Origin of the sequence: Tunturibacter gelidoferens (assembly GCF_040358255.1) — a bacterium.
Classification (GTDB): domain Bacteria; phylum Acidobacteriota; class Terriglobia; order Terriglobales; family Acidobacteriaceae; genus Edaphobacter; species Edaphobacter gelidiferens.
Genome location: NZ_CP132938.1, coordinates 4,404,375 through 4,419,887 on the forward strand (window position 1 = coordinate 4,404,375; position 15,513 = coordinate 4,419,887).

9 protein-coding genes are annotated in these 15,513 nt (G+C 56.9%); 5 read left to right on the forward strand and 4 right to left on the reverse strand.

Annotated elements, in window-relative coordinates; translation table 11 throughout:
• Window positions 1-108: 108 nt before the first annotated feature.
• The 4 genes from RBB81_RS19100 to RBB81_RS19115 form a co-directional block, all read right to left on the reverse strand.
• Window positions 109-603: a hypothetical protein gene (locus RBB81_RS19100; protein ID WP_353071733.1), complete on the reverse strand. Its 495-nt coding sequence runs from the start codon at window positions 601-603 to the stop codon at window positions 109-111.
• A 179-nt stretch (window positions 604-782) separates the two neighbouring features.
• Window positions 783-3,215 carry an ABC transporter permease gene (locus tag RBB81_RS19105; protein WP_353071734.1) on the reverse strand — a complete coding sequence of 811 codons (2,433 nt, stop codon included), beginning with the start codon at window positions 3,213-3,215 and terminating at the stop codon, window positions 783-785.
• 1,160 nt (window positions 3,216-4,375) lie between these two features.
• Entirely contained in the window at window positions 4,376-5,857 is a 1,482-nt protein-coding gene (xylB, locus tag RBB81_RS19110) for a xylulokinase (RefSeq protein ID WP_183787797.1), read from the reverse strand.
• A 65-nt stretch (window positions 5,858-5,922) separates the two neighbouring features.
• Window positions 5,923-7,164 carry an ROK family protein gene (locus RBB81_RS19115; protein WP_183787796.1) on the reverse strand — a complete coding sequence of 414 codons (1,242 nt, stop codon included), beginning with the start codon at window positions 7,162-7,164 and terminating at the stop codon, window positions 5,923-5,925.
• A gap of 433 nt (window positions 7,165-7,597) precedes the next feature.
• On the opposite strand from RBB81_RS19115, the gene RBB81_RS19120 reads away from it, so the two are divergent.
• The 5 genes from RBB81_RS19120 (at window position 7,598) to RBB81_RS19140 (ending at window position 15,473) form a co-directional block, all read left to right on the forward strand.
• Window positions 7,598-8,104, forward strand: a complete 507-nt coding sequence (locus RBB81_RS19120; RefSeq protein ID WP_353071735.1) for a sodium:solute symporter family transporter — start codon at window positions 7,598-7,600, stop codon at window positions 8,102-8,104.
• Entirely contained in the window at window positions 8,089-9,285 is a 1,197-nt protein-coding gene (locus RBB81_RS19125; protein WP_353071736.1) for a sodium:solute symporter family transporter, read from the forward strand. The genes RBB81_RS19120 and RBB81_RS19125 overlap by 16 nt, the downstream gene beginning before the upstream one ends.
• Before the next feature lie 323 nt (window positions 9,286-9,608).
• Window positions 9,609-10,925 (forward strand): xylose isomerase, encoded by a 1,317-nt coding sequence (gene xylA, locus RBB81_RS19130; protein ID WP_353071737.1) that lies wholly within the window; start codon window positions 9,609-9,611, stop codon window positions 10,923-10,925.
• Window positions 10,926-10,984: 59 nt separating this feature from the next.
• Entirely contained in the window at window positions 10,985-13,060 is a 2,076-nt protein-coding gene (locus RBB81_RS19135) for a beta-galactosidase (protein WP_353071738.1), read from the forward strand.
• A gap of 10 nt (window positions 13,061-13,070) precedes the next feature.
• Window positions 13,071-15,473, forward strand: coding sequence for a glycosyl hydrolase family 95 catalytic domain-containing protein (locus RBB81_RS19140; RefSeq protein ID WP_353071739.1), 2,403 nt, complete (start codon window positions 13,071-13,073; stop codon window positions 15,471-15,473).
• Window positions 15,474-15,513: the final 40 nt, after the last annotated feature.

The following is a 15,513-nucleotide window of genomic DNA, read 5'->3' on the forward strand; positions in this document are numbered from 1 at the left end:
GGTTTCGACTCCCACCGCCTCCACGATCTCTAAGTAAAACAAAATAAATAATTAGCACCATAAAATCCGGACAAGCTAGGAACCTGTGGCAAATTTGTACCGTCAGACTTAACTGATGACGCCATGCTTCCGTCTACGTCCGCCATCGCACCACCCAAAAACAAGCGCGACGCCACCAGCAAACGCTGCACCTGCATGAAGTGGCTGGTCGGCACCCTCCCCGGTCGCAAGGGCCGTTTTCGCACCTCGGCGGAGACCACCTCCTGAGAGCAGGTGGAAGGGATCGCCCGGCAGTACGAGGCCGCAGCCGGCGGCGGCAAGGATATGGAAACAGCCATGTCCCTTCCTGCGGTCAAGGATGCGGTCGATGCCTACCTCGCCGATGCCCGCGCCCGCGGTCTGGTCGACGACACCGTCCGCAAACTCACGACAACCTTCGAAAAGCGGCTCCTCGCCTTTTGCGAGGTAGAAGAGATTCGCTTCCTGCGAGATCTCAAAACGAAGGAACTGACGAAGTGGAGGCATGGCTGGAAGGACGGCCCGCTCGCCCGCAAGAAGAAACACGAACGCGTCGTTGGCTTTTTCTGGTTCTGCGTGCGCCAAGGTTGGATCCCGCAGAACCCCACACAGGCGATGGGGAAGATCATCGCCAAGCAGACTCCCACGGATTACTTTCCGAAGGCGGGATACGCATCATCCTCGATGCCTGTGGCCGACTCGACATCGTGTCGATGTGCATTGGCAAGTGCTCACTTGTCGACTGTGAGTTGTTTTGCTTCAACTCATTCTTCGCGCAGCAGGATCATCGGGTCGACAGCGAGGGCACGCCGAGCGGGAACCAAAGCGGCTACGAGACCTACGCAAAGCATGGTGAGAATGACACCGCCGAGAATGACGGGGTCTTTCGGCGTGGCCTGATACACGATAGACGACAGGACACGGGTTGCCAGTACGCCGAGAATCATGCCAGCTATCGATCCAATCGCGAGCAGCCGGAAGGTACGTCCGAGCGCTGAACCGATTAGTTCGTGTTGACCAGCTCCGAGAGCTATGCGGATACCGAGTTCGCGGAGGCGTTTGCTGACGGTATAAGCGGCCATGCCGAAGATGCCGGTGATGGCAAGCATCGCGCCCAGCAGGCCAAGCGCGCCGAGAGAAACGGTGGCTACGCGAGCGGCGAAGAGTGCGGAATCCAGCTCGCTGTGCCAAGTCCTTATTTCAAGCGGTAGAGCTGGATCGAGGCTACGCATCGAGCGTTGCAGCGCTGGAGCAATCTCCTGCGGGTCACGCTCCGAGCGAACGATGAGCCAGGTGTCGCTGGAAGGGTGCTGGAGGAAAGAAAAGAACATGGCCGGCTTGGAATCTTCGGTCAAGGTTTGATATTTGCCGTCTTCGACCACGCCTACCACTTCCGCCCGGTTGCCGCCCCAAAACTTGAAATGGCTACCTACGGCTTTGTCGACGGATCCGAAGACCTTGCGGGCGAATTCTCGATTCACGACGGCCACGATGGGAGCCTTGTCTTCGTCGCGCATGGTAAAAGCTCTGCCGACGAGGAGAGCAGTGCCGGCGGCACGGAAATAGTCGGGCGAGACACTGAAGTTCTGGGCATCGGCTGCAGCGTTCGTCGGGCGAAAATCGGTGGTGGTGTCGGTGTATACGTCGGAATCCCCTCCGCCAATGCTGAGTGGAAGGCGATCGGCATATCCCACAGCAGCGACACCCGGAATCTCAGCGGCGGCATCGAGCATGCGTTTCTCCATCAGTACACGCTTGTCGGCATCATATCCAGCCATCTTCAGATCGGTCTTTACGAGCATCACGTTCTTAGGCTGAATACCGTAGTTGCTTTGTAGCGAACGAGCCAGGCCGCGCACGGCGACGAGCGAAGCGGTGACCAATATGGCGCAAATGGCGATCTGTAAACCTAACAGAACGTCGCGCAGTGTAAAGCGGCGTGACCCGCCGACGCTTGTGGACCCGGAGCGAATGATCTGCCAGGGATCGAAGCGAAGAATCTGGCGGACAGGGACCAAGCCAAAGAACAAGCCACTGAAAACAGCCAGCAGGAAGGCCAGAGCGTAGGTATTCACATCCGGATTTACCGGTATGTTGATCGGGATATTCGGAATCGGTCGCCATGTGCTGAGGGCACGCAGGATGACCGCCGCTCCCGCCATGCCACAAAGACCTCCGGCCAGAGAGATCAAAACGCCCTCCGTGATGAGCTGGCGGAAGATGAGCTGGCGACGCGATCCCAGAGCCATGCGCACTGCGATTTCCCGTGAGCGATCCCCTGCGCGCGCCGCGAACAGGCTACCAAGATTGGCGCATGCGGCAAGCAGGATAAGACCTGCGAGGAGCATGAGCCCGAACATAAAAGCGCGCGTGGGTCGGCCGAGGGTATTCCCAGCAAGTCCGGGGCGGGACAAGGAGAATTTGAGGCCGTCATCGGATTTGGGATAGGTTTTCGCCAGCGAATTTGCAATGGTGTTCAAGTCCGAAGTAGCTGCGGCTGGCGTTACTCCGGGCTTGAGGTGTCCTATCGCCCAGGCGCTATGGTTACCACGCTCCTCGAGCGAATACCAATCAGTAATTTGGGGCGAATCGACGATGGGAGCCCAGAGATCGGGCGCGAAGAAGAGTTCGGTGCCGCGGAAGTCCGACGGTGCAACACCGATGATGGTGAAGGGATGCTTATTGATCTGCACAGTGCGGCCCACTGCAGCTGGATCCGCGTTAAAGCTGCTGTGCCAGAGCGCATAGCTGAGAACGATCTCGGGCACGCTGTTCTGCCCATGTTCTTCGGATGCATGGATAAACCGGCCAAGATAGGGCTGAATGCCGAGGGCATCGAAGTAATTGCCACTTACGGTATAGGGCCAGACTACGGAGGGATTTCCGTGGCCGGTATCGAGCCCAACGCCGCCCATGATGTTGTATAGCACCAGCGAGTCGAAGCTGCGGTTCCTGTCACGCAGGTCACGGTAATCCGGATAGGACTCCGATGGAGATGAATCTGACCCGTAGGCGCGTTCCAGCATGAACAGCGTCTCAGGGTGCGGCACGTTGAGCGGTCGCAAGATCAACGCATTCAGTACGCTGAACACGATTGCATTGGCGCCAATGGCGAGTGCCAGTGTGAGCACGGCGGTCAGGGCGAATCCAGGCGCTTTTCGCAACTGTCGTAGAGCGAGTCGTATATCGGCGTTCATGCTCCCCCCTTACGCATCGTCGTGTATTTCCCTCGGACTCCCGGGGCTGTATCGGTGTACGCACGTGCTGGGACGGCGGTTCCATTTGATGTTGCCAGTTCCCAGGGACAGCTAGGCAGTGCGCTTTTTGAGCTCTGGTGAGCTTGGTCCGAGGATTAGTAACGAAAAACGCGCTTCTCGTGAGTTGACTTCAGGTTTGTCGGCAAACCGCACCTTACTCCTCTGAGTCCGAACCGGACATCGCCCTAGCTATAACCGCACGCATCCGGCGTGAATGAGACTTTGCACACCTTTGATGATCGCTGAAGGGTGGCAGCATTCCCTTGTACTGAATGGCAGATGTTGGTGGCGAAGAAAGCTGTAGAAGCGCACGGCGGAAAGATTTCCCTTGAAAGTGGTGTTCAGGCCGGGACAACATTTGTCCTCACAATACCGGCTGCTACGGAGGACAGTTAATAATCAATGCGATGGCAAGCTGTTCGAGCAGGAGGACTTCCGCTATGACCCCAGAAGCGATGAGGTTACGCCGATCCACCATCGAGCATCCCTTCGCTACGATGGAGTACAGTATTTTCGGACATCCTCGTCTGCTGATGCGAGGGTTGTCCGGGCAAAGGTGGAAATCGGGCTCGCGGCAATGGCATATGATCTAAAGCGCATCACAAACGTGCTCGGCCCAACCGAATTGACGGAAGCGGTGCATCACGCCTGATGGGCCAGCACATAGCGCCCGCTCCCGAATCCGATGATCGTTAACTGGATCAATCGCATCCCTCCACCATTTCGCGAACTGAGGTCCGTAACAACCTCGACACAGGCCCGCAGAGATTCTCTCTCGCCGTCAAAGTTTTTTTCTTTAGGGGTGTCCACAGGGAATATTTCTCTGTTTTAGAGAGAGCGCTGCGAGATCCTGTAAACAAACGAGCCTGGCTCTCACCCAAAGGACTTCACGGGCGAGAGGCAGACTTCTGGTTGCCAATCACGGCTCGATGGGTGATCAGGCGATTTCTCGTCTACCGAGAAAGCAATCTGGTCGCGTAGTAGCACTCAGTCTCTTTGACGGAATGTCAGAGAGGGAAGATTTCAGATTTGTTTGGAACCTGAATTTCCATGACTAATAGTACTGTGGGCGCGAACCGCCGATCAGCGAATCGCCCCGGCTAAATCCCGTATTGAGTAGCCCGGTGGTGCTTGTAAGCTGCGCGCGCTTGAGTGTATTGCGATGCCAGGGCAAGATTCGGGGAGGCTGTTCTTTTGTCATCTACTTTGACGCAACGATCACAGATTTCGATGAAAGTCTCCGGCGAGCCGATTTCGCTGCGAGCGGCGAAGATCGCCTGAATGCAGGCGCCGAGACAGCCTGCCTCTTCTTCAAGAGGGACGTGAACGGCTGTGCCGCTGGCATCGGCGAGGAGCTGACGCCATTGCGCGGATCTTGACCCGCCACCGATGAGCAGAATGCGTTTGGCGTTGGTGCCTTCGAGAATAAGATCGAGGCCGTCTAGAATGCCGAAGCTGACTCCCTCGATTGTTGCGCGGATAAAGTTTTCAGGCCCGAAGTTGGATGCGGAGATTCCGATGAGAGCGCCTAGCGCGGAGGGCAGATCGGGGGTACGCTCGCCGTTCAGAAAAGGAATGAAGGTCAATGCGTTTGACCCGGGGCTTGTGGTGGCGAGGGCAAACTCTATATCAGCTACGGTACGGCCAAGGGTGCCCAGAATCTGCGTGACGACGTTGGTTGCGTTCATCGTGCATACGAGCGGAAGCCAGCCGCCGGAAGAGGAACAGAAGGGAGCGATGCCCGGATTCGGTTTAGCCGCGGGCTCGTTGCGAAAGGAGTAGACCGTGGCAGAGGTACCAAGGCTCATGGTGACGACGCCTTCGGTAACATTGCCTGTGCCGATGGCTCCCATCATGTTGTCGCCCCCGCCGCTGGCGACGAGACAGGAGTTGGAGATGCCGAGATCGGCGGCTACATCCGACTTTACGGTGCCGATAATCCGCTGCGCGGGAACGAGAGGTGGCAGCGCTCGAAGGAGATGACCGGTGCCGTGATCAATGGAGGCGAGGACCTCGGCGGCCCAGGTGCGATTGCGGACATCGAAGTATCCGGTTCCGGATGCGTCTCCGTACTCCGCGCAGAGATTGCCGGTAAGCCAGAAGTTGAGGTACTCGTGGGGAAGAAGAATGTGACGGATTCTGGCGAAGTTTTCTGGTTCCCGCTGCTGCAGCCAGAGCAGCTTTGATACGGTGTAGCCGGTGAGGGGGATGATGCCGAAGCGCTCGAAAAAGGCTTGCGGACCTCCGAAGCGGGCGAGGAGTTCCGCGTTTTGCGTTGCTGTTTCGGTATCGTTCCAGAGCTTGGCGGGACGAATAACCTGCATGTGCTCGTCGAGAACGACAAGGCCGTGCTGCTGGCCGGAGACCGCGAGAGCTTCGATTTGATGGCCAGGAGCCTGTGATATCGCTTGTTTCACTGAGAAACGGAGCGCATCAATCCACCACTTTGGTTCCTGCTCGCGGGTGCCGGAGGGTCGCTGGATGACTTGATGCGTGGCATGTCCTCGACCGTGCGCGATGCCTTGCTCATCGATCAGGAGAGTCTTTGTCCCTTGAGTGCCGCAGTCGATTCCTAGATACATAGAAGTAAAGTCTCTTGATTATGTGCGGTTTTTGCGGTTTTAGTTACTCGTCTCGGAGCGCTTGCTTACGTTCGATTTATCTTCGCGCCACGGCGCGATGAACTGTGATAACCGGAGTGACGCTGGAGCGCGATGGCTGCAGCTCCGCGAAGGCGTGCCATCTCTCCTCCGGTTGTGATCTCGAGGCGGGGTGGTAAGCCTGCGAGAATGCCTGAGACTAACTCGTCCTGCACAATGGAGCCGAAGGTCGACCAAGCTGTGGTGAGGGCGCCGGTGATGAGAATGAGTTCGGGAGATAGGGCCGCGGTGACGAGGCGGAGGCCTTGTCCGAGATGCAGGGCCTGCTTCTTTATCGCCTTGATTGCGAGAGAATCACCTTCTTCGGCGAGGTGCATGAGGTTTTGAATGGAAGTGACGTTTGCGTTTGGGTTGAGTTCGGAATAGAAGCGCAGGGCTGCGTCGGATGAAGCGAGCGTCTCCCAGCAACCGCGCTTGCCGCAGCCGCAGAGAGGACCGGCAGGATCGACCGGGATGTGACCGAACTCACCGGCGAGGCCGTTAAGGCCCGAGACGATCTGTCCGTTGGCGAAGATTGCAGTGCCAAGGCCTTCCGAGAGGCTGATGAGAACGGCGTTGCGCGTTTTGTCCATGCGACCGAACCATAGTTCAGAGAGAAGGCAGGCTGTCGCGTCGTTGTCGAGTTCGACCTGAAGGCGAAGCTTTTTCTGAATCGCTCCTTTGATGTCGTAGTCCGCCCATTTGAGATTCGGGGCGTGGATGAGGTGGTTTGTCTTTGGATGAACGCGGCCCGGTACGCTTATTCCGACGCCTTCGAAGGTTTTGTGGGGGAAGCGATCGCGCATGGCCTGCATGGTTTCGATCATTCCCGCGACCGATCGCTCCGGATCAGAGAAGATGCTGATCTCCTCATGGGCAAGCATGCGGCCATTGAGGTCGATAATGGCGAGGATTGCTCTGCGGGGTCGAAGGTCGGCGACCAACATCACGAGGTTGTCGTTGAGCGAGAGCATAGTCGGGCGACGGCCGCGCGGTCTGCGGGCTAAAGCACCCTCAACAATCCATGTCTCCTGGAGGAGCTGCTCGACGATATTGGAGACGGTACTTGGCTGCAAGCCAGAGACGCGTGATAGATCAGCACGCGAGATGGGCTGCTTGGAACGAACGATCTCCAATACGATGTCGCGGTTGATGTCGCGAGCGATCTCGCTTGATGCTAGCTCTACATAGGCGAGGTCTACCCGCCTGAATCCTTTGTCGACATGTCCTGTTCTTTCTTTAGCAGACATGGTGCGCTCGCACGAGCTGAGAATTCATCAGTGCTCCATAGCGGGAGAAATGCAGGTCCCGTAAAATTGGCCTATCTCGACTTTGCAGGGATGTGCGTGGCGTTCCCTGAGTTAATACAACCGCAAGAACTATTTCTTCGAGGTTCAGTATAGCGGTGTGCCGTCGCAATTTACAGGGCTAAGTTGAACGATCTCAGGAGAAGGAAAAGAAAACTTGCGAACTCCAAATTCTAGGCGGTCAGAGCGATAATAGGGCTTTGTGGTCGACACATCGTCCATTGACAAATTTGTGGGGGAGTCGATATAGTTCGGGTCGCGAGTAAAATAACGTTCTCGACGTGGCCCCGATGCTGCTGCACCTAACCTTTTGGAAGGCTCTCCGCAGTACATAATGCTTTCTATCGCTTCAAGCTCTTCTATACTCGGCGCCCAGATGACGCGACTGAATCCAGTCGACGTCCTGATCCTGCTGCTCTACTTCGCCCTAGTCATCTTCATTGGGTTTTATGTGAAGGGATCGACGAACACGAGCGAAGAGTTCTTTCTTGCTGGAAGAGAGATGTCTGCCTGGGTGGCTGGGCTGAGCTTCGTATCAGCGAATCTGGGGTCATTGGAGCTAATGGGATGGGCCGGGGCCGCGTATCAATACGGGATGCTGGCGACCCACTGGTATTGGATAGGCGCAATTCCGGCGATGCTGTTCCTCGGCATCGTCATGATGCCGTTCTACTACATCTCGAAGACCCACTCCGTGCCGGGATATCTGCATCTTCGGTTTGGCGAGGGTGCAAGAGCGGTGAGCGCGGTGTCGTTTGCGCTGATGACGATCCTGATGAGCGGGGTCAATATGTACGCCATGGCTGTCGTGATGCAGACGGTGCTTGGCTGGAATCTGACGTTCTCGATCTGGGTGGCGCGGGGACAGTGGCGTTGTACGTAATGCTCGGCGGCTTACGCTCGGCCATCATCAACGAGGTGCTGCAGTTCGTTTTGATATGGGCGGGGGCCGCGACGATTCCGATTCTAGGGTTGCTTGAGGCGCATGGGTGGACAAACCTGAAGGCGCAGATTGCGGCGAACGTAGGGAGCGCCAACTATACGCACCTGTGGAACACGCTTGGAGGATTCAAGGACAATCCGATGGGCGTGCACTGGACAGGCATCGTGTTTGGCCTAGGGTTTGTCATCAGCTTCGGCTACTTGACGACAGATTTTCTTGTGGTTCAGCGCGTATTGAGTGCGAATAGCCTACGCTCCGCAAAGATGGCACCCGTGATCGGCGCGGCGTTCAAGATAGCAGTTCCGTTGATCGTGATTCTTCCGGGTCTGATTGCACTTGGCCTGCACAATGCGGATGGCTCCATGGTGTTTCACCTGGTTTCCGGCAATGTAGCAAAGGCGACCGGACAGCATAGCTACGACGACGTTCTGCCGTTGATGTTAATTCGCTATTGTGGCCCCGGTCTTTTGGGACTTGGGATCACGGCATTGATCGCGGGCTTTATGAGCGGTATGGCAGGCAATATCAGCGCATTCTCCACTGTTTGGACCTACGACCTCTACGGCGCCTTCATCAATAAAAGAGCTTCGGACAAACATTACGTCGCGATGGGACGATGGTCAACGGTTATCGGAATGCTTGTGTCGATTGCGACAGCGTATCTCGTGATGAATGCAGCATCGATTATGGACTACGTGCAGGCGCTGTTCAGTTTCTTTATCGCGCCGCTCTTTGGCACTGTAATTCTCGGGATGCTCTGGAAGAGGGCGACGAAGGCCGGAGGATTCTGGGGCCTGCTGGCCGGGACCGTGGCTTCAATAGGGATGTTCGTGTGGGTCCGTGTAAACGCAGATGGTCTGCGGTATATCGCGATGAGTTCCGATGCACGTCCCATGGCAGAAAATCTCTACCGCGCGCTGTGGAGTTGGCTTATCTGCGTCGGAGTTACAGTGGTTGTAAGCCTGATGACGAAGCCCATACCGACCGCTCAGCTTGCGGGCCTAGTGTACGGAGTCACTCCGCTGCCTAGCGATGGAGCTGAAAACCTTTGGCAGAAGCCCGCATTCTGGGCGGTTGTGGTGATCGTTGTGTTTTTCATTCTGAATATAGTGTTTTTTTAGAATCGAGCTGCGAGGAGAGACAATGAGAGACAATCGATCGCAAGAGCGGAAATGGCAGACGCGCAGAGCAAGGATCTCCATATGGTTTTTCTGCGGCATCTTGATGCTGGCTGACGGTCTGGTTCTATTAGGCCAAGGCCTCTTTGAGCGGTTCGGGCACGAGCCCGAAACGGTTTTAGCGAATCTACAACCGACGCTCTGGTGGGGCGTTCTTCTGACTCTCTTCGGAGCGTTCTACACTGTGCGGTTCCGGCCTACGGCGCACTCGGTGGATTGAGTTTCTGTGCAGCACACAGCACAAAACACACTTTTTTGGGGGATATATGGGTCAATCTATTTTCAGCAACTTTCCGACCGTGCGATATGAGGGAGCCGAGAGCACGTCCGATCTGGCATACCGCTGGTACGATGCGGATCGAACAGTGTTGGGCAAACCACTCCGCGAGCACCTTCGATTTGCGGTGGCATATTGGCACAGTCTTGCAATGAACGGCAGCGATCCGTTTGGCGCTCCAACGATTCATCGTCCATGGATGGGTCGTAGCGACGCGATGCAAGCTGCACAGGACAAGGCAGACGCCGCATTTGATCTATTTCGTGTTCTTGATCTTCCCTTCTACACGTTTCATGACCGCGATGTCACTCCCGAGGGCAGAACCCTAGGTGAGTCAATCGCGAATCTTCACTACATGTCGGATTATCTGTTGAAGAAGATGGAGTCGTCGAAAACTCGACTGTTGTGGGGTACGGCGAACCTATTCACTCATCCGCGATTCATGTCGGGTGCGGCGACTAATCCAGACCCTGAGGTCTTTGCGTACAGTGCGACGACGATCAAGCATTGCATGGATGTGACGAAGAAGTTGGGTGGCGAGAACTATGTATTGTGGGGCGGCCGCGAGGGCTACGAGACGCTGCTGAACACCAGCCTGAAACATGAGTTGGAGCAGATGGGCCGCATGCTTGCGTTGGTGGTCGATTACAAACACAAGATCGGATTCAATGGTCAGATATTGCTTGAACCGAAGCCGAAGGAGCCCACCGCGCATCAATATGACTTTGATGTGGCGACCGTGTACGGGTTCTTAAAGAGGTTCGGGCTTGAGAGCGAAGTGAAAGTGAACCTCGAGGGGAATCATGCGTTGTTGGCGGGTCACACCTTCGAACATGAGATTGCGACCGCCGCTGACCTTGGAATTCTCGGTTCGCTCGATATCAACCGCGGCGATCCGTTGCTTGGTTGGGACACAGACCAATTTCCAGTCGATCTGTACTCGATGACATTGGCGATGTATCACGTGATCCAGGCTGGAGGTCTAGGGCCGGGCGGAATGAACTTCGACGCTAAGGTGCGGAGGCAGTCGATCGATCCCGAGGATCTGCTACATGGGCATATCGGCGGGGTGGATATGTGTGCGCGTGCGTTCCTAATCGCGGCAAAGATCCATGAGGAAGGACGCCTCGCCGAAATTGTTGCAATCCGATATGCCGGCTGGAAGTTACCGGAGAACCAGGCGATGCTTGCAGGCGAGGAGTCGCTGGACACAATCGCTGCCCGAAGCGAAGAGCACAACATTAATCCCCAGCCGCGATCGGGACGGCAGGAGCAGCTAGAAAACCTGATCAACCGTTACCTGTAGCGAGGCAAGGGCCGCATCGGACAGCGAATACCTGTGGGTCCTCGAGTGAAGGAGTTTCCATGATTTTCCGCCGTTGGGTTAAACGATCTGCATTTGCCCTGTTGACTTTGAGTGTCCCTGCTCTTGCTCAGGTTGCGTTGCCCCCTGATGTGCGACGCCCTGCGTTGGGGCTCGGAGCAGCGTGGTATCCCGAGCAGTGGCCCGAGAGCCGATGGGATGCAGACCTCACACTCATGGAACAGGCGCATGTAAATTTTGTACGTGTGGGTGAGTTTGCTTGGAGCACCATCGAGCCTCACGAGGGCGAATTTCATCTGGAGTGGTTGCAGCATGCAGTGCGTGCGGCAGAACGGCATCACATCGCGGTTGTGATGGGCACGCCATCCGCCGCGCCGCCGGCTTGGCTTACGCAGAAGTATCCGGAAACCCTGCGCACCATGGAAAACGGTAGGAAGGATGGGCATGGAAATCGCCAACAGTTCGACTGGAGCGATCCGACGTATCGCGAGCTGAGCCGGAAGGTCGCGGAGAAAATGTCCGAGGCGTTCGGTCATGACGCGAATGTCATCGGTTGGCAAATAGACAACGAATACGCCAACGAGAGCTTCGGAGAAACGACCCAGACACAATTTCAAAGCTGGCTTCGTGCCAAGTACGGAACACTCGAGAATCTAAATGCGCGGTGGACCACCGCTTATTGGAGCGAGACCTACCAGGATTGGAGCCAGATTCCGATTGAGGAGCATGGTGGGAATCCTGGTCTGATGCTGAACTGGAAAGAGTTCGTCTCCGACACTTGGCGGAGTTATCAGAAGAACCAGTTGGATGCGATTCGCGCGCATGCTGAGCCTCGACAGATGATCACTACGAACATGATGGGATGGTTCGACGCATACGATCACTACACCGTGGCGCAGGATTTGGACTTTGCCTCGTGGGACGATTATGTGGGGACGGGACATCTGGACCCAGTGCGCAATGGGGCGACACACGATTTGACTCGTGGATTTTTGCGCAAGAACTTCTGGGTGATGGAGACGCAGCCGGGCTTTGTGAACTGGCAGACGGACAACAATGCGCTCGATAAGGGCGAGGTTCGGGCTATGGCGTGGAATGCGATTGGCCATGGCTCGGAGGCAGTGGAGTACTGGCAGTGGCGGAGCGCGCTGAACGGACAGGAGCAGTACCACGGTACGCTGGTTGGAGCCGATGGGACGCCCGTCCCGCTATACGGCGAGGTGAAGCAGATTGGGGAAGAGTTCGAGAAGGCCGCTCCGGTGCTGGCTGGAACGACCGTGAGGTCGCAGATTGCGGTGCTGCAGGACTACTCGAGTCGATGGGCTATTAATTGGCAGAGGCACAATAAAGCATTCGATCCGGTCGATGCTCTGTTGAGTTACTACGCTCCGCTGCATAAACTTGCTGGCTCGGTTGACGTGGTTGCGGATACAGCCCCTCTGACGCAGTACAAGCTGGTCGTCGCTCCGGCGTTGAACGTACTGACGCCAGAGGCTGCAAAGAATTTGGAGGCTTACGTTCGTACAGGTGGCAATCTTGTGCTGGGGCAGCGGAGTGCCATGAAGGACGAAGACAACAGTCTATTTCCAGAGCGGCAGCCGGGACCACTCGCCGCAATGCTGGGAGCGAGGGTTGAGCAGTTCTACGCACTGGATCAAACAGTGCCGGTGAGCGGCGTGTGGGGAGATGCGCAGGATACGACCTGGGCCGAACAGCTTGGCGTAACGGATCAGGCTACGCAGGTTCTGATGCGTTACGGAACAAGCAACGGCTGGTTGGACGGACAGCCCGCGGCTGTGACACGCAAAGTTGGGCGGGGAACGATTACATACATTGGCACGGGGCTTGATGCGGCTGCGATGAGACGTGCTGCTGAGTGGATGCTCAAGGAGAGCGACATCGCGACAGTATTGCCTGAGATTCCGGCAGACGTGGATATGGCGATACGGTCGAACGCAAAGACGCGGGTTCTCATTCTGACAAACTATGGATCGGAGATGCGCGTCATCAAGCTGCCACATGCAATGCACGATGTGCTCAAGGGTGGGGACACGACAAGCGTTTCGCTTCCGCGGTTTGGTGTTGTGGTGCTTCAGGAGTCGGCTGGGAGTAAGTAGGAGGATCGCTTTGTCTGGCTTCTCGAAGGCGGAACGATGGGGCGCGCTCACGTTGTTGTTGGGCTTCAGTTCAATGCTTGCAGCCCAGAGCTTCGTGCCTTCCGGTGACCTGCTGGTGCGCTTCGGTGCGCCGGCACGCGTCTTCGAGGAGGCTATGCCAACGGGCAATGGACGGCTGGGAGCGACGATGTATGGAGGCGTCTCCGAGGAGCGAGTGGACCTGAATGAGAGTTCGATGTGGTCCGGCTCACCCCACGACTCGGATCGCACAGACGCGGCGAAGGAGCTTCCAGAGATTCGCAGGCTTCTGCTTGCAGGTGACAATGTGGCCGCTGAGACGCTGGTAAATAAGAGCTTTACATCGGCTGATGCGGGGAGCGGCGATCCTCGCTATGGTTCGTACGAGGAGTTGGGAAAGCTACTGCTCTCGTTTGATGGGATGAAGGATGCGAACGCCAGCGCATATCGCAGATGGCTTGATCTCGATGGGGCCGTGGCGACAACGAGTTTTGTTGTAAATGGAGTGCGCTATACACGCGAAGTATTCACAAGCGCCCCGGATCAGGTGATTGTGGTGCACCTGCGGGTGAGCCGATTCCGTTCGCTTTCGTTGCGCGTTCGTCTGGGCAGAGTGGAGCGTTTCCAGACGAAGACCGATGGTAAAGATGGCTTGGTAATGACGGGCGCGCTGGATTCGGGCGCGCACGACGTGGCTGGTCTTCGGTATGCCACCCGTGTGCGAGCGTTCACTCGCGGCGGCACGATAAAACCAGTCGATGGCGATTCTCTTTTGATCTATCGCGCTGACGAGGTTACGCTACTGGTGACCGCGGCAACCAACTATGGAGGTTTCGCAGGCCGTCACAGCCATGACGCCGAGTTCGTCGCTCTGCAGGATATGCGCGCGGCGGCACAGCAGCCTTATAAGTTGTTGCTTGCGCGCCACCAGGCGGATTATCGCAGCTACTTCCGCCGAGTATCGCTTGCGATGGGAGACGGCGACGCAGCGCTGGAACAGAGCACGGCCGCAGACCGCTTAGCCGCGGCTCATTGGGGAGCGAACGATCCTGGGTTGGCGGCGCTCTACTTTCAGTTTGGGCGTTATCTGTTGATTTCGTCGTCTCGTCCGGGTGGCCTGCCGGCAAATCTTCAAGGGCTTTGGGCAGAGGGGATTCATCCTGGATGGAAGAGCGACTGGCACCTGAACGTCAATGTGCAGATGAACTACTGGCCAGCGGAGCCGACGGCGCTAGGAGATCTAACGGATCCGCTGTTCGCTCTTATGGAAGGACTGCAGGTGCCCGGCGGGCATACAGCACGGAGCTACTACGGCGCCGATGGATGGGTCGCGCATGTGATGACGAATGCGTGGGGCTTCACGTCACCCGGAGAAGAGGCTTCGTGGGGTTCGACTATTATCGGTTCGGCGTGGCTGTGCCAGCACATATGGGAGCACTATCTCTACACGGGCGACGCGGAGTTTCTACGACGTATGTATCCCACGATGAAGGGCGCTTCAGAGTTTTATCTGTCGATGCTGGTTCACGAACCGAAGCATGGATGGCTTGTCACCGCGCCCTCCAATTCGCCGGAGAACACTTTTTACATGCCCGATGGACGGAAGGCCAGTGTGTGCATGGGACCTGCGATCGACGAGGAGAATCTGCGTTACCTGTTCGGCGCGACGGCAGAGGCGGAGGCGAAGCTTGGGCTGGACGAGGATCTACGAACGAAGCTGATCCAAACTCAGGCGCAGCTTGCTCCTATCCAGATTGGCACCGACGGCCGCGTGATGGAGTGGCTTGAGCCATATCGCGAGGTCGATCCGCATCACCGTCATGTTTCGCATCTGTGGGCCGTGTATCCCGGAGGAGAGATCGATCCTGAAACAACTCCGAAGCTGGCTGAGGCGGCGCGACAGTCGCTGGAGGTAAGAGGTGATGGCGCAACGGGTTGGTCGCTTGCTTATAAAATGTTGCTGTGGGCGCGGCTCGGAGACGGCGACCATGCGTATGCCTTGCTCCGAAACCTCTGGAATCCAGTAGATCCCATTAAGCAGAGCTCGGCGGGAAGCTTTCCGAATTTGTGGGATGCGCATCCGCCGTTCCAAATCGATGGAAACCTTGGAGCAACCGCGGCGATTGCGGGGATGCTGCTGGATAGCCGTCCGAATGAAGTTCGCGTGCTGCCAGCATTGCCCTCCGCGTTGCCCGAGGGGCGAGTCGACGGGCTACGGGCGATGGGAGGAGTGACCGTTGGAGTGACATGGAAGGCTGGGCGAATGACAGAGTTGAGGCTACAGTCAAAGCGCGATGGGGTTGTCAAAGTCCGCTATGGATCGGTTGTTCGCGAGTTGCAGATGAAGGCTGGCGCGAGGAAGGTTCTCGACGGGTTGCTGCGAACGGTTGGCTAGAGCGCGTTCGAGTAACCCGTCTCAGAAGGTGCGACTCTAG